The sequence below is a fragment of the Acinetobacter nematophilus genome (genome assembly GCF_026344175.1).
Classification (GTDB): domain Bacteria; phylum Pseudomonadota; class Gammaproteobacteria; order Pseudomonadales; family Moraxellaceae; genus Acinetobacter; species Acinetobacter nematophilus.
This window is the reverse complement of record NZ_JAPKMY010000011.1, coordinates 70,567-88,035: the sequence shown is the minus strand read 5'-3', so window position 1 is coordinate 88,035 and position 17,469 is coordinate 70,567. Positions and strand designations below refer to the sequence as shown.

The window sequence follows — 17,469 nt, the reverse complement described above, 5'->3', positions numbered from 1 at the left end:
AAATTTATAATGCGGTTCCGATTGCAATTTAAGTCGACACTATGGTTTCTTTAAATAAATATTTTTTCTGGTTTTTTCTACTCTGTTTAGTGTTCACGATGATTGCGGGTGTATTGGCAGCAATTTTACCCAATGAGATTGCAGGTGGATTAACAGCAATACCTTATTTACTTGCCATGATTATTGTATTGCATCGTTTTCTCAAACAACAACGTCGGGCACCTACTGATAAAGAACGTAGAAGTTTAACCTTAGGTTTCACGCTCATTTTCTGGAGTTATAATTTATTGGGTGTTTTTGCAGGCGTTTGGTTTTTTTCCCGCAACGACCCTGAAATTTGGCAAACATTCCTTGCCTATATGCAAAATATCCGATTTTTGAGCACAATGACTATTATGCTGCTCATGCTTGCCATTCCGCTTTATTTAATTACCCATTGGTTTTACGGAAAGCAGGCAAAACGAATGGCGGCAAAAATGTTTGCAGAATAGAATCCAGCATCAGTCATATTTGCTGATCGATTAGTGGACAAACATATCCATAAACTCTCGTAACTCATGAATTGCGACTTCAATATCAGTGGTGAGCCAAGTGGGTTCAAAAATTCCCACATAATGTTCCAAGCGATCTTGAGGAACGACAAGTCGTATTGGGCAATCTTCCTCAAGTAAACGCCAAGGAATAATGGGAACATCATTGTCCAAAAATGAACTGACATTACGAATATCAATAATCATTGCATTGATACATTCAGGGAAAGGCATTACTGAAAATTCATCAGTACGTCTACGGAAATATTCGAGATCTCCCCACTTTAAAATATAGCTAGGCTTACTAAACTCAATGATTCCGATTAAATGATCATCTCTAGATGTATGTAAGAAGCATTGATGAGTGACATCGGTGTCTAGATCGAGTGCGACACTTTGTCGTTGATATGCCATATATACAATAGTCAACAAAAATGGGGGTACATATTATAGCCCATTTATCTGTCTCGTACTGCGTTAGATTAAAATTTACTTTTACTTAAAATATTTTACACAAATTTGATGAATAGACTGGTAGTATAAAAATACATCAAATTGATGGAGGTGGATATCATGAGACACGATTTCAATAAACCATCTTATGTAACCAGTAATGAAGAGATCACACATAAGAATCGCTTACCAATTTATATGCTTATTCTTGTGGGGTTATTTCTTGTATCATTGCTTATTTACATGATAGCCGATTGGCTATAATTTTAAATTTATCAATAATTTAAATCATAACTTAAGCAAAAACCCTAGTCAGTAAGCTAGGGTTTTTTGATTCTGCTTAGCATTTATGCTTTGTTTTGTTGTATTTATGCAGTAAAAATTGATCGCTATATAAGCAAATTATAAAGTAAAAGAGTAGTTCATCACGCTTTCTGTTGAAAATAAGAATGATGCTTGAAGTCATTTGAGCACACTCAAATTGTTATAAATCTATAACTTGAGGGAATAAAAATGAATGAAATTTTACACACTCAGGGGAATTTTGATGCCATGTATTATTGGAATCAATTTCACCCTATTTTAGCCGCTGTAGCTATCCTCATTGTTGGATGGATTATTGCATTGATTGTCGCAGCAGGTTTTAGAAAGATCCTAGAGAAACTGGGAACGAATTCGAAATTATCTTCTGCTACAGGGCATCGTTCAAACATTGAGAGTATACTTTCCAGAATTATTTTCTGGGTGGTTATGGTCATTGCTGTAATTGGTGCGCTCAATGTATTGAACCTGAACAGTGTGAGTAGTCCATTTAGTTTGATGATTCAACAATTCTTGTTGTTTATCCCGCAGTTATTGGCAGCTGTAGCGATAGGATTCATTGGATGGATTATAGCAAATCTCGTTAAAGTCGGGCTAAAAAAAGCTTTGGATCGTACTCAACTGGACGAAAAGCTAAGTGCAGATGTGGGTGTTAGTCCAATTAGTCATAATATTGCCGATATTGTTTACTGGTTGATTTTATTGTTGTTCCTGCCAATTGTTCTGTCGATCTTAGGATTGCAGGGATTATTGGTTCCTGTTCAATCGATGTTGAATGAAGCCATTTCTTATTTACCTAATATTTTTATTGCGGGTGTGATCATTTTTGTCGGTTATATATTGGCAAAAATAGTGCGTGGGATCGTAGAGGGCTTAATCAGTAGTTTAAATTTACAAAGCCAAGCTGAAAAAGTGGGGTTATTTAAAAACTCAGATCAAGGATTGTCTAAGTTTTTAGGTTCATTTGTTTTTGCTTTGGTCATGATTACGGCTTTAATCGTGGCATTTGAAGCTTTGGGTATACAGGCAATTTCACAACCTGCAACAATGATGTTGGGTGAAATTATGTATGCGATTCCACATATTATTGCAGCAGGATTAATTTTAATTGTTGCATATGTGGTGTCTCGTTTTGTAGGACGTTTGGTTGCGGAAGTTGTTGCAGGAACAGGCGTAGATTCAATTCCTGCTAAATTAGATGTACAACGCTTTTTAGGTGAAACTAAAGTTTCTTGCATCATTGGATATTTAATTGTGTTCTTTACCATGTTATTTGCAGTTTCAGAAGCTGCGAATCGACTCGGTTTTGAGCAGGTCAGTGGGCTGATCTCGATGTTCATCCACTTTGGTGCGAATATTCTCTTGGGTGCAGTCATACTGGTTATTGGTTTCTGGTTGGCCAATATCGTGGCAAATGTTGTACAACGTGGAGAATATAACAGTTCTAGATGGTTGGGAAATCTCGTTCGTGTATTGATCATGGGGTTGGTGATTGCAATGGGCTTAAAAGCCATGGGTATTGCAGATTCAATTGTTAACCTTGCATTTGGTCTAACCCTGGGGTCTGTTGCAGTGGCATTTGCCTTGGCGTTTGGCCTGGGGGGGCGTCAACCTGCTGAACGTGTTTTAACAGATTTGATTGACAAAGCAAAACAACAGGCAACTCAACCAAATCCTTTAAATCAGAAGAATACAGATTCTGCTGTCACTCCTGTAGCAGATTCGAGTCAAGTTACAGCAGATACACCTGCGATCGAAAATGAATATAAATCTTTAACCGATTCTTTTAAAGAGGATAAAGATGACCCGAATTAACATGTAAATCCTGACAAAGATCGATCAGGATGAAAGCTGATCGATTTTTTATTTTAAGGTCAAAAAATAAGGGAGATTGAGATGTCAAAGAAAAAGCCAAATAATTTTATTGCTCCAATTGTGATTGCAGGTATTACGGTTGGTTTTTTAGCAAGTGCATATAAATTTGTTTTTTCAAAACCCAAGAAGCAGCAAGCGGATTTTGTTGAAAAACAAGACGAATCTCAAAATAAATCCCAACCGTGATTGATTCGGCATAAGTGAAGTGCTTTATATGATGTTTTTTCTTGAAAAAAGATAGACATCGACTGATTTATTGTCTAAATTCAAGTCATTCATAGGTAAGAAGTAAAACACCAATCGAGCTGAATAAAAGTCATTTTTAAAGGAAATAGAAATGAAATTAATCCATTTTGTACAAAGAATTCATCAGTCTTTATTTGCTAGAAAAGACCAACAGAATCGTATGGATTTGGCGATTCAACGCGTTACCCAAAAACAGCAAATCCAAAACCAACTTATTTTATTTCAAACAGACTATTTGGAGTAAATGGATAAACTCCAAGTGTAGAAGGTTTAAACATATTCAGATGCGGCATGTGCTGAAGCCCATGCCCATTGAAAATTAAATCCACCGAGATGTCCAGTGACATCCAGAATTTCACCAATAAAAAACAAACCTTTTTGTTTTTTACTTTCCATGGTTTTGGAAGAAACCTCAGTAGTATCCACTCCACCTAAAGTGACCTCAGCTGTTCGATAGCCCTCTGTACCAGAAGGTTTAACTTCGAATTGATGTAATTGCTTGGCGATATGTTCAAGCTTTTCATCGCTCAATTGTCCAATTGCTGTTTCTGCCCATGTTGACCAAATCAGATTTTGTAATTCAAGCACTACACTTTTAGGTAAATGTTCAGTCAATAAGGTTCTCAGCAACACTTTAGGTTGAATTTGTTTTTTTGCCTTGAAAAAATCAAATAATTCCAGACTCGGTAGAAAATCAATATTAAAGGTTTGTCCTGCATTCCAGTAATTAGACAGTTGTAACGAACTTGGACCACTTAAACCACGGTGGGTAAACAGCAGGGCTTCAGTAAAACTGTTGAGGTCGTTGGATAGTGTTGCTTCGACTGCGTTACCACTTAGACGTGTAGTCACTTCTTTAAATTGATCGGAGAAAGTAAAAGGAACCAAGCCTGCTCGTGTTGGGAAGATGTGGTGACCAAACTGTTTGGCAATTTCATAGCCAATCCCTGACCCACCTAAAGTGGGTATGGATAAACCACCCGACGCAACCACAACGGATTGCGCTTGAAAATAACCGAGACTCGTTGCAACCTGAAAATGATCCTCTGCGCTACATGTAATGCCTTTGACTTCGCAACTGGTTTTGATGTCGACCAGATGGGTTTTTTCACATTCATTGAGCAGCATGGCTAAAATTTCTTTGGCACCATTCAGGGTAAACAGTTGCCCATGTTTACGTTCTTCATAGTCGATACCGTATTCACAAACCATACCAATAAAATCCCAATTGGTATAACGTGTAAGGGCTGAGATAACAAAATGAGGATTATGTGAAATAAAATGATCAGGCTCAACATAGAGGTTGGTGAAATTACACTTTCCACCACCAGACATGAGAATTTTCTTACCCACTTTGTTGGCTTTCTCAACGACCAAAACTTTACGTCCACGTGCAGCAGCTTTGGCTGCAAGCATTAAACCTGAAGCACCTGCACCAAGGACTACAACATCGTATTGGCTCGAAGACATAACACACTCATGATAATGATCAGCAGGGGATTATAGACAAATTTAGATGAATTTTCAGAACAATTATTCAGTAATAATGAGAGTTATTTTATCTGATTGTATGAGAAAAATTATCCAACAGTTCTGTTCCTCGCTTCTGTCAAAACCACTGAAATTATCAATATCATGATGACACATCACTATTTTTGATTGATCGAGATTTTTTGTAATCGACCTTGTAAGCCTCCACTATGGATCAGGAGTATGCGAGTATTTTCAGCAAAATAATGTTTAGAGATCAGATCAAAAACGCCGTAGAACATTTTGCCTGTATAAATATGTTCCAGCGGCAATTGAAATTGTTGCTCAATATTTTCAATAAAGCACAGTAATTCAGGTGTTGTCTTGGCATAACCACCGCAACAGTAGGCATCTGTGAGTGACCAATTGGTCCGCTGTGTCCACTGCTGAATATCCTGTTTAAGGAAATCACCTTTTAGTGCCGAGAAGCCAAGAATATGCTGTTTAGGCGCGCTGCTTTCAATAATGCCTGCAATTGTTCCACCTGTCCCTACAGCACAGCAGATTACATCATACTGAGTATAATCATGAGGATTTAAAATTTCTTGACAGCCTTGTATCGCCAAGCCATTCGTACCGCCTTCAGGAATTATATAACTATCGGGATACTCTACTTGGAGTTGCTGATTAAACTCAGGATCTTGCTTTAGCTTATAATTTTCACGTGAAACAAATTTTAAATCCATGCCCATTTGTTGGGCAAGCTTGAGGGTGGGGTTATACGTTTTATTGGCTAATTCCTCTCCACGAATAATTCCCATGCTTTCAAAGCCGAAGAATTGTGCTGCATACGCTGTTGCAGCAATATGATTGGAATATGCGCCACCAAAAGTCAGAATTTTTTTAAAGCCAAGACGCTGAGCTTCTATAAAATTATATTTAAGTTTAAAAAATTTATTGCCTGAAATGTTTGGATGAATTTGGTCAAGACGCCTAACCGTGAGTTGCACAGAATAATCTAAATTTAAGTGCTGATCGGAAATTGTTTGGGCAATGGGATCAAACATCGTCATCTTGAGCAAATCTTTCGTAAAGGGAAATGTATTTACAAGATAGTTTACTCAAATCTGTCAAGGAATAAAGATTTGAGTAAACATACTCTGCGAAACGCCATTCAGTCGTCAACATCCACTAGGATTGTGTATCAACAGAAGTCACTACAGACATTCCCGGTCGTAAGAACGCTAAACCTTTTTGATTTGGATCAATTGCAATCCGCACTGAAATGCGCTGCACAACTTTGGTAAAGTTTCCAGTAGTATTGTCTGGTTTCAATACGCTAAATTCAGCACCGGCAGCAGGTGAAATTTGTTCAACGTGTCCAGTAAATTTTTGATGCTTCATTGCATCCACCGTAAAGCTTGCTTTCTGTCCAATACGCATATCCGCGATTTGAGTTTCTTTAAAGTTGGCAATCACCCATGTCTGTTGAGGAATCAGATACATCAACTGTGTTCCTGCTGAAACATATTGTCCAACACGCGGTGTTACTTCTCCAAGTTGTCCATCCATCGGTGCTGAAATAATACTGTAGTCTTTAGTGGTCACTGCCTGGTCAAATTGTGCTTTGGCATTGGTGACTTGTGCTTTAAGTCCAGATTCAGCAACTTGGGCTGTTTTTAAGGCCTCTTGAGCGACTAAAACGTTTGCCTCAGCCTGCTTTAATAATGCCAAATTATTTTTTACATCTGCTGCGGCTTTGTCTTGTTCGGTTTTAGAGGTCGCACCACTGTTGCCCAGTTGTTGATAACGACGAAGTTGTGCTGTAGCTAACTCATAGCTTGCTCTGGCTTGTTCAACTTTGGCCTGTGCTGCGACGATATCCGCTTTGCGCTGTTCAATGGCTTGGCTTTGATTGGCTAAAGTCGTGTTGGCCTGGTCAACACCCGCTTCAGCCTGAGTAACTTTCTGATCATAGGTGGTGGTATCAATATGCATTAACGGCTGACCTTTTTTGACATGATCAAAATCGGTGACGAGGACATCTTTGATATAACCATTAATTTGCGAAGATAGAACAGTGGTTTTACCTTTGATATAGCTGTTGTCGGTTGACTCTACTGCACTGTCAAACGGACCAATTTTCCAAGCACGCATAATCACCGCAATCCCCACCAGCAATACCAAAAACATAATCAACAAGGTTCTTTTGGCTGTAGGAATTAATTTACTTGATGGCGGTGGTGTTACAGTTGCTCCAGATGTCTGCTGTGCAGGTGCAGGTGCAGGTGCAGGTGCAGGCGTTGCTGTTTCTGTTGGTTTTTGATCTTGTGACATAAGAATTCTCAAATATTTTTAATGCATAGAATGACGTCATGGGGTATTTAATTGATAAAAATCATGAGCGTTATCTAGCTGCTATTGAGGGCCAGTTGCTGTTTTTTGAGTTGGTAACGTGACCAGGTAATATTTAAACTACTCCAAATCAGCAGTAAAATGGCGAATATTCCATTTAATGCAATCACATCGTTGTATGCGCGTACCTGAGCTTCACGTGTCACAATCTGATTAAGATTACGATAAGCTTGATTCTGTTCCAAAGTATTATCAATTGTATATTTATTGGCTGCTTGTTGATATAAGGCGAGGCGCTGTACAACAAGCGGGTCTGTTGGAGATAAATCGCTGACTATTTCTGCTCGGTAATTTTGGGTACGCAATTGTTGATAGGTTGAAAAAAATGAATTTCCAATTAAACCGCCAAAACTTTGTGTAGCCGAGAACAGCACCACAAAAGTAACCATATGCGTTGGACCTTTTTGTAAGACACTGATAAAACCCGTCAATAATAAAGGACCAATAAACATACCGCTGGCAAAACCCACAATAAACTGACTGCGATAGAAGTTTTCTGGACGTACATCACTGGTGAGGTGATAATCCAAAGCACAAGCGATCAGAACCAAAATCACTGCACCAACCAGATGCCATGAAATTCGCTCACGTTTAAAGGTCAGTGCGCTAAAAACTGTACCCGACGCAATGCCTAAAAAAATCACACTATAAAGTGTAACGAACTGATCTGGACCCATGCCCATGGTCTTTAAGAAATTTACCGCTGCATAACTTTGCTCTGACATCAGCAAACGAATTGCCAAAGCACCAAACACGAATTTTAGTGTGCTCGCTGAACCCAGCCAACGGGTAATAATCAATGGATTAACCCGGTAATGTTCATAGGTCAAGCCAATCATGATTAAGCTAAATCCTGCAATGAGGGCATATCCCAACCACTTGACTTCAAACCACCAAAGAATAGGACCTTGGCTAAGTACGATACAGATTAAGGCAAATCCTGGAGCTAATAAGGTAAAGGTCAAGAAATCTTGCTTTTCAAATACTTCAATTCTTAAACTGCGGGGTAACTTTAAAGACACCACCATTGCCAGACAACAAATCGCTAAACCCAGTTCAAAGGTATATAACACCACCCAGTCATTCACATCGACCAGTGATGGAGAAATGATCCAAGCCAGCGGAATTCCCAACTGTTGGAAGCCCAGCGCAAGATAAATTCCACGACCAAAATTTTCTCGTCGAAAGGCTTGCATAATGTAGTACATACCCAGTGAACTGAGCGGTGCTGCAACGAGACCACTGATGACACGGACAAACAGTGCCATTTCAAAAGTATGAACAAAAATGTGTAAAACCAAAACACAGATAAACAAGATCAACCCGATTTCTGAAAAAAGCCGAAGACCATATTGTTGTCTTGCTTTAAATAAAATCATGTTGGAGCTGATGTTTGCCATCACATAAGCAGCAGGAATCCATGCAGCTTCAGATGGCGTGAGTGAATATTCACCTTGGATCAAGGGAAGGTTTGCAGTAATAAATCCATTACTTAAACTCCCTGAAATTGCCACAAATAACCCAATAAAAAAGTAAATCAGTTTCTTATAAGTTGGATGTGCAATAACTGCAGGAGATCCAGGCAAGGTTGGACGTTCTTCAGGCGTCCAATCGGGTGCTGGTTCAAGTATACGTGGTGATTTATCCATAACTGTCCCCATTACGCCTTGATACCATCAATCAGCAAATCTACAGCTCTTGTGGCAAGTTGAACTTGTTCTTCATCCGTCAGACCTTGAAATGAAGCACGCAAAATTCCGGTAATCAGTGCATAGTCTTTGGGGGTGAGATCTGGGCGGCAAATTTGATGTGTAATGGCTTGGTCAATCAACGGTTGTAAAATCGCATCTCGCCGTTGGTAGATATCCACCATGACAGGGTCGTTACGATCTATCACACGCCAATATTCCATTAATGCAGTCAGATAGGGCAAATTTTCAACATGATTTCGAATCAGGCGAATCAAACCATCGGGGTATTGGGAAAAACTTTTTGCCCGTTCATCTAAACGAGTCAAAGCTTGTTCCATTAACGCAATCACCAATTCTCGACGATCTTGAAAATTACGATAAAAAGTGGCTCTGCCTACTCCTGCCTGATCAATCACGAGTTGTAAAGGCGCACGAATCCCTTGTTTACGGAAAATAGTAAGGGCGGCATCGAGTAAATCTTCACGATTTTGTGCTGCCAGTTGTTGGCGTTTTCGCATAGCTTGAGAGGGTGTTAATTTTATAGTGATATTTAACGGACATTTTTGTCCGTTGTAAATCATTATCTGTGTGATTTTTTGTAAAGTGAGCGGTTATCAAAGATGGGATTGGTTAGAATATCTTTGTGATTCAAATCATAACGAGTCAAAATCCAAGTTATTATTTATTCAATTTTTAAAATAAAACAATACGTGTGCTGTCAATGTGAAAAATTCTAAATTCATCTTCATCATGGGCTGTATCAGTTTCACGGCTTTAAATGGCTGTACACCATCTGAAAAAAATGCAGAACATTCATCATCTTCAAAAAAAGCATCAGAGCAACAAATCGAACAGCAATTCAAGCTGTGGAAGGCTCAACAAGACCCCCGTTTACTGGCGGATTACTATCAATTTATGTCTCAGTATTTAAAACATCCGCCGAGCTTAATGGAACTCACCACGACTCGAAACTATATGCCTGAACATTGCTATTCCAAACGTTTTGCCATTCCTCCTAAAGCTTATTGGAAAAACGTGGTGAGTAGTTTGCAACTGGTGGAAAAGTTAAATCGCAATGGATATTTTAAAACCTATACAATCTCAGCGATCTATCGTGCGCCTGAACTAAATCACTGTGTCGGTGGTGCTGGGAAAAGCAAACATTTAAATAATTATGCTGTAGATTTCCACATCTTGTCTCCTAAAGAAACAATTGAAATTGATCGCGAAATGTTGGTTAAAAAAATGTGCCTTTTTTGGAAAGTGGAAGGCAAAAACTATAAAATGGGATTGGGAGTATATGGGAATAACCGTTACCATATTGATACCCAAGGCTATCGAACCTGGGGGAAAGATCACAAGTCGAAAAGTTCACCATGTTTAAAAAGTGAGTGATCTGATTTTAAAAATCAAGCATGATCAACGGGTTATATTTTGAAAAATGCTTCGATGCCGGAAAATTTTTATGTTGAAAAAAATAAAGAATAGTTTGTTTGTAATCAGTATTTTAACCAGTGGTTCAATTTTTGCACAGAGTAATGCCGCTGTCGAAGTGGATACTGAACAGGATCAGATATTGGGACATGCAGGAAAGGTAAAAATTAAAGCAGAATCATGTGCTAACAATCGTTATACCTGTGATTATGTAATGTATGACGCGAAAGGGAAGCGTCAGGTATTGCTTGAACAATGGAGTAAAACTGCACATGTTTATCAGTTCAATCCATACTTGATGGGTTTCCTGATGGGGGCTACAGGGGGTGACCATAATCTCATGGTGGTAAATGATAAAAACCAGCAAAAAGATTATGGCAGTTTTCTTGCCATGAATGGCTCACAGAGCTGTTTCGTCACCTATGAATCAAATTTAAAGAATATGCCAAATTCATTGGTTTTTTATAGTGTTCCTGATTTTCGAGTTCGTTTAGTGCTCAATAATAAAGTGCCTCAATTCAAACAGTTCAGCTATCCGAGTACTGCAAATTTTAATGATAACGGTGATTTCTCATTTAACTATAATATTAAGTTCGGAAACGAGATGGGAGTACAGGATGTTGTCATTCAAAGCCCTTGTCAGTCTGATTATCGGGTCATCATGAGTTAATATTGATAAAATAAAGTTATTGATTTAATCAAAATACATCATTTTTATTTTTTAATTGAGTTGTCTATTGTAGTTCTATTCAACAAGAAGGACACTGCAATGACCACTCAACAGCAAGTTAATCAGGCACAATATCAAAATAAATCAGAAGCATACTTAAATAGCCAAGTACATGCTCAAGGCATTGAGTTTGAAAAAATGCAAAATTTAATCCAAACGCATCAATTCAAGCGAGTTTTGGACCTAGGCTGTGGTGGTGGGCATGTCACTTATCAGATTGCAGCATTCACTGAGCAAGTGATTGCCTATGATATTACGCCTGAAATGGTCAATCTTGTGACCACGCAATCTCAACAAAAGGGATTTGATCATGTCATAGGGCAGGTGGGTGCAGCAGAGCAATTGGATTTTCCTGCTGAGCATTTCGATTGTGTGATCAGTCGTTATTCTGCACATCACTGGCAAAATATCACGCAGGCACTCCATGAAATTTACCGGGTATTGCGTGTGAATGGCAAAGTGATCATGTTTGATATTATTGGTAACGCCAATCCTATTTTAGATACCTTTATTCAAACCATTGAAACGATCCGTGATCCCAGCCATGTTCGAAACTATAATTTGTCAGAATGGATGGTTTTTGTTGAACAGGCAGGCTTTAAAATCGAAATCATTGAGAAACAAAGTTTAGCGTTAAATTTTCAGAGTTGGGTAGAGCGGATGCAAACACCTGAAGAGGGCATCCATACGATCCGTTATTTGCACTCCAAAATATCCGATCAAGTACGCTCATATTATCAAATTCAGGAAGATGGCACATTCACCAGTGAAGCGGTATATTTGGTATTGAGTAAAATTTGATAAATAAATCATGTTAAAAATAACAATCAATCGATCTTTTGTCATGATATTGAGCCTGATGCTTTTTACAGTGAATAGCGATGCCGAACCAATCCATCGTACTGTGGCAAACATTGGGCAGTTTTCTGTTGTTCAGGAAACATGCGATGAGGATGCGAATAAGCATTGTGATTTTGTGCTATATGAAGGTGACCGTTACAGACTACCTTTGGTGGTGGATTGGGAGCGAGGTTTGAATCTTGAACATCAGACCAGCGATTTTTTGCATTTAAGTTATGGCTATACTTTTAATCTTCATCATAGCCTGTTTATTTCAAAAGATGGTGTGGTTCAAACCTTGGATGATGTTGTTGCGGTAGATCAAAAGACGGGGTGTATCGCTCGCTTTGAATTTAGAGATACGCCTGCAATAGTTTTTCAGAAAATGTTTGGCTCGAAAACCCATAGTAAAATACAGCTAAAACCAAATGAATATCCGCAAGCCGAATCTGTATGGGTGGATGCTTCGCAGTACTTTAGTGATATGAAATTTGATGAAAGAGGGCGGTTTAATTATCGTTATTCCAATAAAAATGCTGAAGATATAAGTGCCTATCTGAATCAACCTTGTAAAGAATAAAGTGCTTAAAGCATTAGAAAACATTTGAAATAAAAAAAAGCTGTTTTTTTAGTCAGAACTGTTATGCTCAAAAGATAAATAAAACAAAAAGTAGAGGAGATGCGATGAAAAAGCTATCCGTGGGTTTGAGTGTAATATTGGTGGCGTTTTTAGTTGGATGCGAAAAAAAGCCTCCCACACCGACCAAGACTGAAGTTCGTTCCATTCATATTGCAGGAATGCCTGTATATGAAAAAGATTACCGTTTAACTGCTCGTGATACATCCAGTGAACTACAACCATAAGTTTTGATGCAAGAATATTCATCCCGTATACCAAATTTGATATACGGGCTGAATTAAACCAGCTTAATGAAAGACGGTTTCTAATGCTTTTAAGCCAACTTTTGGATCGAGTAGACCATTATAGATATCAGGGATTTCACGTTCTACACCAAAAAACTCATAAATTGCAATCATGGCGCCACGAACTGAATATTCAACAGTGAATACGACATCATCCTCAATTTCAACGAATTGCCCTAGGAATGCAAAGTTTTTAGCGCCGTGAGGAATCACTTGAGGGCGATCTCCAGGCTTACGACAAGCAAATAAGGCCGATGCATAAGGCATCATTGCTGTGGTCACTGTGGTATGAGCCAATACATGTTCGAGAATATCGTTAAAGCCAAGTTGTTGGATCAATTCAGTGAGGATTTCATTGCCTGTGGCTTTGGACATTGGTTTTTTGATGTAATCTCCATTTTGATCAATTTGAAAACCATAACCCCAAAGTGTAAATGTGCCTTCAGGTAAATCAGCAAAATGAGGTTGGGCTGGTACAACAATAGATAAATGCCAACCAGACTCAAACCAAGTCATCAATGCACCAGTGCCTGGTTGATTACCGGTATATTCAATAATGCGATTTAACAATACATCATCATGCATAGTCAGCGTGAAAGATTCCCATTTATGCTCGTCGATGTTGCCATAAAAGGTCATTGGGCGACCAAAGTCAGGCGCTTTTTTTGCCAAAGTTTCCCACAATGTCCAGCCATGATCCTGACGATCGCGAATGAGTGCTGGCACATCATCACTACCACCATAACGGGAGTCTGCTGTAATCGAACCTAAAGTAAATATTGCCAGATCATGGTCTTTGAGATCAATTTGCTCAGTCCCTTCCGGAAGGTTAACATATAGGCGTGTTGCTCTTCGTTCTGAGGTGCTTTCATCGGTTTGGAAATCAGCCTCAGTCACATAATGCCCAAAGCGAACATCGACACCTTGCTCTACCAACCAGCGCTGTAACGGTAAAATCATTGAATCATATTGGTTGTATTTTGTTCTTTTCACCCCTGCAAGTGTGTGAATACGAGGGAGTTCTTGAATAAAACGCAAAAAATAGCGACGCAGTTCTGCTGCACTATGCCATTTTTGGAAAGCGAAGGTAGTACGCCACATACGCCAGAAATTTGTTTCAAAGAATGTTTCATCAAAAAACTCATCTATACGACGACTACCAATTTTTTCTTCTTTTGATGCCAATAAACGTAACATTTGTGCACGATGTAATGTATTTAAACCCAGTTTAGATGCATCGGATATCACATGTTGTGCATTGATCAAACGCGCTTGGGCATGAGTTTTAACCTGCTCATTAAATTCACGACACTCTTCACGAACAGAAATATCAGGATTTTCTAAAGCGGGAATACTAGAAAACAAATCCCATAAACACAAATAAGTTTCATCAGTCAGCATACGTCCACCACGCGTGACCCATGCTTGAGATGTATTGGGAGTGTGGGCACCATCCATAGATCCACCCGATACATCCAGTTCTTCCAGGATATGAATATTTTCAGCAGGAACCTTGGCATCGCGGATCGCAAATGCAGCAGCAGCCATACCTGCGATTCCACCGCCAACAATCCAAAGATGTGCTTGTTTAGCATCTAAATGATTAGGTTTATAGTTGTTCATTTTTTTACCCCTGAATGTGAAATTTTGATGATGTATAAATTAAAACCATAGTTTTATTATGGGTTTTTATATCTTAAAAAAGAGTGAAAAGGGAAGTTATTTTTTGTGATTAAAATCTTCAGTTTTATGGTTTTTTAGGATGTTTCAATACGATCTATTAATTTTTTGATATGATTCAAGTTGTTGAAAAATAATTTTTTATTGAGTTTTTGCTCTAAATTGAGTCGAAGCTATTGTATTTGAGTTTAATTCACAACTGTATAGAAGTGTATAGATGAAATCGCTATAGTTTTGAACTATAGAAAATCTTCATAATGAAATAATCATTTTTTTTGTATCTTCAAAAAACCCTTGTAGCTTAAAATAAGCTTTCTTTAAATACTCTTTGTGACGAGGTAACACTTGGAATCGTTATTGATTTTAGGCTCTATTGCGCTAGCATTGATGCTGGGTGCAATCAGTCCTGGTCCTACATTTGTGTATGTCGCTAAAAATTCAATTGCGATTTCTCGTAAGCACGGGTTATTTACAGCACTGGGAACTGGAACAGGTGCTGCACTGTTTGGTCTTCTCGCTGTCATGGGCTTACAAGCGATTTTGTTGGCTGTACCCTCTGCATATATCATGTTAAAAATTTGTGGCGGACTATATTTACTTTGGCTGGCTTATAAAATTATTAAACATGCCAAAGACCCAATTGAACAGGCAGGTGGTTCTGCATTGGGTATGAGTTATCAACATGCTTATCGTCTGGGGTTAATTACACAGTTGAGTAACCCTAAAATCGCCATTATTTTGGCGAGTATTTTTACTGCACTTTTACCCAAAGAAATTCCAACTTATTATTATTTTGTTTTACCCATTTTGTGTTTTTTTATTGATGTCGGGTGGTATTCCTTAGTTGCGGTTGCATTGTCTGCAGAAAAGCCACGCCGTGTATATTTAAAATTTAAAAAACTATTTGATCGAGTGGCGGGCGGTGTAATGACTGTACTGGGTTTGAAGTTAATTTTTGGACTGAAATAATCAAGTGATTGTTCCATGAAAATTTAGTATTTAATTCAAGCATGATTATTTTGTGAATTAAATTAATTATTTAAAACGCTATTTGCTTGTTATAATCGGCTTGCAAATTATAATGGCTTAGACCGTAGAGAGATGTAACCTTGAAAAAAATATTACTTATTGCTGCCTTGAATGCGGCAGCATTGACTGCTTGTTCGACAACTGAAACCTCTAAAACGATTCAAGCACCACAAGTGACTGCTGCAACGACAACGATTAAATATGCAGGAGTTAAAACGCCTATTTCAATTGGTAAATTTGATAATCGCTCAAGCTATATGCGTGGCATTTTTTCTGACAATGTTGACCGTTTGGGTGGACAAGCAAAAACCATTTTAGAGACGCATTTACAGCAAACAGGATACTTCTCTGTATTGAATAGAGAGAATCTTTCTGAATTAAAGCAAGAAGCTGGATTTAGTCAATCTGCTCAAGCGATTAAAGGTGCACGTTTCGTACTGACTGGAGATGTTTCAGAGTTCGGTCGTAAAGAAGTAGGTGATCATCAATTATTTGGTTTGCTTGGACGTGGCAAAACACAAATTGCGTATGCAAAAGTCAATATCAATGTGGTGGATGTAAAAACTGCTGAAGTTGTACATTCTGTGCAGGGCGCAGGTGAATATGCGCTTAGCGAACGGGAAGTTTTAGGTTTTGGGTCAACGGCATCCTATGACTCAACACTCAATGGCAAGGTTTTAGATTTGGCTGTTCGTGAAGCGGTCAATAATCTTGTGAGTGATATTCAAACCAATAAGTGGTCAACACAATAGGTTTGAATCAACCCATGAAAATTGTTTTATTCTTGATCAGTTGTTTGGCGACCTTTAGTTTAGTCGGTTGTGCTTCATCTGGGCCAAAGTCTTTATATCGTTGGGGAGAATTTCCTCAACAAACTTACCTGATGTTGAGTGTTCCTGAAAAGACGTCACCGCAGCAACAAATTTCGCTGCTTGAAAAAGATATTGAAAAAGCAAAAGCCAGAAATGAAGCAGTTCCGCCTGGTTTATATGCACATTTGGGGTTATTAAACTTGAATATCAATAATGCGCCTCGTGCCGTTGAATATTTTGAATTGGAACGTCAAGTTTACCCTGAGTCTACAGTATTGATGGATCGTTTACTTAAGAAAATGACCAATCCATCGGCTGAGGGTAAAACGCCATGAAGAAAATGAGGCAATTGCTGATTTTAAGCTGTTTCGGAATGCTTTTTACTGGTTGCGCTGTAGCCCCAAAAGCCAATCGAGATTTGGCTGCATATCATGCGCATCAACCTAAGTCGATTTTAGTCCTTCCGCCAATTAACAATTCACCTGATACGCGTGCAACTTATGGATATTGGTCAACAGTAACACTTCCTGTTGCTGAAGCTGGCTATTATGTTTTCCCGATTTCTGTGGTGGATACCATGTTTAAGGAAAATGGTGTAACCAATGGATTTGATGCTCAGGCGATCGCACCTCAAAAATTAAAAGAAATTTTTGGGGCAGATGCTGCACTGTATATCACAGTGAAAGAATATGGTTCTAAATACCAAGTCATCCAATCTGTTTCAACAGTTGCTGTGGATGCAAAATTAGTAGATTTAGCTTCTGGCACTTTACTTTGGCAAGGGGAGGAAAGACTTCAACAAGCCAATGACAATAGTAATGCCGGTTTATTGGGGGCATTGGTTGGTGCTTTAGTGGATCAAATTTCCAATCATTTGTCAGATAAAGCTTATACTTTATCGAGTGTCGTCAGTTCACAATTGTACTCACCTAATTCAGCTCAACAAAAGGGGCTACTATATGGCCCAAGATCACCTAACTTTACCCAAAATACCGTAAAACCTTAATGGTTTACTGGTG

General features: G+C 38.6%; 20 protein-coding genes. 13 read left to right on the top strand and 7 right to left on the bottom strand.

Annotation, left to right across the window (positions count from 1 at the left end):
* The first annotated feature begins 41 nt into the window (after positions 1–41).
* Entirely contained in the window at positions 42–491 is a 450-nt protein-coding gene (locus OSH00_RS17355) for an ABZJ_00895 family protein (RefSeq protein ID WP_266131471.1), read from the top strand.
* Positions 492–521: 30 nt separating this feature from the next.
* On the opposite strand, the gene OSH00_RS17350 is transcribed toward OSH00_RS17355, so the two are convergent.
* Complete coding sequence (locus OSH00_RS17350) at positions 522–944, bottom strand: hypothetical protein (RefSeq protein WP_266131470.1); 423 nt, start codon at positions 942–944, stop codon at positions 522–524.
* A 552-nt stretch (positions 945–1,496) separates the two neighbouring features.
* Here OSH00_RS17350 and OSH00_RS17345 point away from each other — a divergent pair.
* The 3 genes from OSH00_RS17345 to OSH00_RS17335 all read left to right on the top strand — a co-directional run bounded on the left by OSH00_RS17345 (position 1,497) and on the right by OSH00_RS17335 (position 3,669).
* Complete coding sequence (locus OSH00_RS17345; RefSeq protein WP_266131469.1) at positions 1,497–3,119, top strand: mechanosensitive ion channel; 1,623 nt, start codon at positions 1,497–1,499, stop codon at positions 3,117–3,119.
* An 81-nt stretch (positions 3,120–3,200) separates the two neighbouring features.
* Positions 3,201–3,365, top strand: a complete 165-nt coding sequence (locus OSH00_RS17340; protein WP_196076483.1) for a hypothetical protein — start codon at positions 3,201–3,203, stop codon at positions 3,363–3,365.
* Between the two features lie 151 nt (positions 3,366–3,516).
* Positions 3,517–3,669 (top strand): hypothetical protein, encoded by a 153-nt coding sequence (locus OSH00_RS17335; protein WP_266131468.1) that lies wholly within the window; start codon positions 3,517–3,519, stop codon positions 3,667–3,669.
* 26 nt (positions 3,670–3,695) lie between these two features.
* Here OSH00_RS17335 and OSH00_RS17330 read toward each other — a convergent pair whose 3' ends face one another.
* From OSH00_RS17330 to OSH00_RS17310, 5 genes are all read right to left on the bottom strand, one after another.
* Entirely contained in the window at positions 3,696–4,895 is a 1,200-nt protein-coding gene (locus OSH00_RS17330) for a BaiN/RdsA family NAD(P)/FAD-dependent oxidoreductase (RefSeq protein WP_266131467.1), read from the bottom strand.
* A 179-nt stretch (positions 4,896–5,074) separates the two neighbouring features.
* Entirely contained in the window at positions 5,075–5,962 is an 888-nt protein-coding gene (locus tag OSH00_RS17325; RefSeq protein ID WP_266131519.1) for a 1-aminocyclopropane-1-carboxylate deaminase/D-cysteine desulfhydrase, read from the bottom strand.
* A 124-nt stretch (positions 5,963–6,086) separates the two neighbouring features.
* Positions 6,087–7,232 (bottom strand): HlyD family secretion protein, encoded by a 1,146-nt coding sequence (locus tag OSH00_RS17320; RefSeq protein ID WP_266131466.1) that lies wholly within the window; start codon positions 7,230–7,232, stop codon positions 6,087–6,089.
* A gap of 74 nt (positions 7,233–7,306) precedes the next feature.
* Positions 7,307–8,959, bottom strand: coding sequence for an MFS transporter (locus tag OSH00_RS17315; RefSeq protein ID WP_266131465.1), 1,653 nt, complete (start codon positions 8,957–8,959; stop codon positions 7,307–7,309).
* An 11-nt stretch (positions 8,960–8,970) separates the two neighbouring features.
* Positions 8,971–9,519: a TetR/AcrR family transcriptional regulator gene (locus OSH00_RS17310; protein ID WP_196076478.1), complete on the bottom strand. Its 549-nt coding sequence runs from the start codon at positions 9,517–9,519 to the stop codon at positions 8,971–8,973.
* A 205-nt stretch (positions 9,520–9,724) separates the two neighbouring features.
* On the opposite strand from OSH00_RS17310, the gene OSH00_RS17305 reads away from it, so the two are divergent.
* From OSH00_RS17305 to OSH00_RS17285, 5 genes are all read left to right on the top strand, one after another.
* Positions 9,725–10,396: a D-Ala-D-Ala carboxypeptidase family metallohydrolase gene (locus OSH00_RS17305; protein ID WP_266131464.1), complete on the top strand. Its 672-nt coding sequence runs from the start codon at positions 9,725–9,727 to the stop codon at positions 10,394–10,396.
* Between the two features lie 70 nt (positions 10,397–10,466).
* Positions 10,467–11,105, top strand: coding sequence for a hypothetical protein (locus OSH00_RS17300; protein WP_266131463.1), 639 nt, complete (start codon positions 10,467–10,469; stop codon positions 11,103–11,105).
* A 99-nt stretch (positions 11,106–11,204) separates the two neighbouring features.
* Positions 11,205–11,966, top strand: a complete 762-nt coding sequence (locus OSH00_RS17295; RefSeq protein WP_266131462.1) for a class I SAM-dependent methyltransferase — start codon at positions 11,205–11,207, stop codon at positions 11,964–11,966.
* A 58-nt stretch (positions 11,967–12,024) separates the two neighbouring features.
* On the top strand, positions 12,025–12,585 hold the full coding sequence (locus OSH00_RS17290) for a hypothetical protein (RefSeq protein ID WP_338150171.1): 561 nt from the start codon (positions 12,025–12,027) through the stop codon (positions 12,583–12,585).
* A 104-nt stretch (positions 12,586–12,689) separates the two neighbouring features.
* Positions 12,690–12,869: an NF038215 family lipoprotein gene (locus OSH00_RS17285; RefSeq protein ID WP_196076475.1), complete on the top strand. Its 180-nt coding sequence runs from the start codon at positions 12,690–12,692 to the stop codon at positions 12,867–12,869.
* Positions 12,870–12,932: 63 nt separating this feature from the next.
* Here OSH00_RS17285 and OSH00_RS17280 read toward each other — a convergent pair whose 3' ends face one another.
* The gene (locus tag OSH00_RS17280; protein ID WP_266131460.1) at positions 12,933–14,552 is read right to left on the bottom strand and encodes an oleate hydratase; all 1,620 of its coding nucleotides are present in this window, start codon (positions 14,550–14,552) and stop codon (positions 12,933–12,935) included.
* A 402-nt stretch (positions 14,553–14,954) separates the two neighbouring features.
* On the opposite strand from OSH00_RS17280, the gene OSH00_RS17275 reads away from it, so the two are divergent.
* The 4 genes from OSH00_RS17275 to OSH00_RS17260 all read left to right on the top strand — a co-directional run bounded on the left by OSH00_RS17275 (position 14,955) and on the right by OSH00_RS17260 (position 17,456).
* Positions 14,955–15,578, top strand: coding sequence for a LysE family translocator (locus tag OSH00_RS17275; protein WP_196076473.1), 624 nt, complete (start codon positions 14,955–14,957; stop codon positions 15,576–15,578).
* Between the two features lie 140 nt (positions 15,579–15,718).
* Positions 15,719–16,390: a CsgG/HfaB family protein gene (locus OSH00_RS17270; RefSeq protein WP_266131459.1), complete on the top strand. Its 672-nt coding sequence runs from the start codon at positions 15,719–15,721 to the stop codon at positions 16,388–16,390.
* Between the two features lie 14 nt (positions 16,391–16,404).
* A complete protein-coding gene (locus OSH00_RS17265) occupies positions 16,405–16,785 on the top strand; it encodes a DUF4810 domain-containing protein (RefSeq protein ID WP_266131458.1) in 381 nt (126 codons plus the stop codon).
* Positions 16,782–17,456 (top strand): DUF799 domain-containing protein, encoded by a 675-nt coding sequence (locus tag OSH00_RS17260; protein WP_266131457.1) that lies wholly within the window; start codon positions 16,782–16,784, stop codon positions 17,454–17,456. Before OSH00_RS17265 ends, OSH00_RS17260 begins: the two co-directional genes overlap by 4 nt.
* Positions 17,457–17,469: the final 13 nt, after the last annotated feature.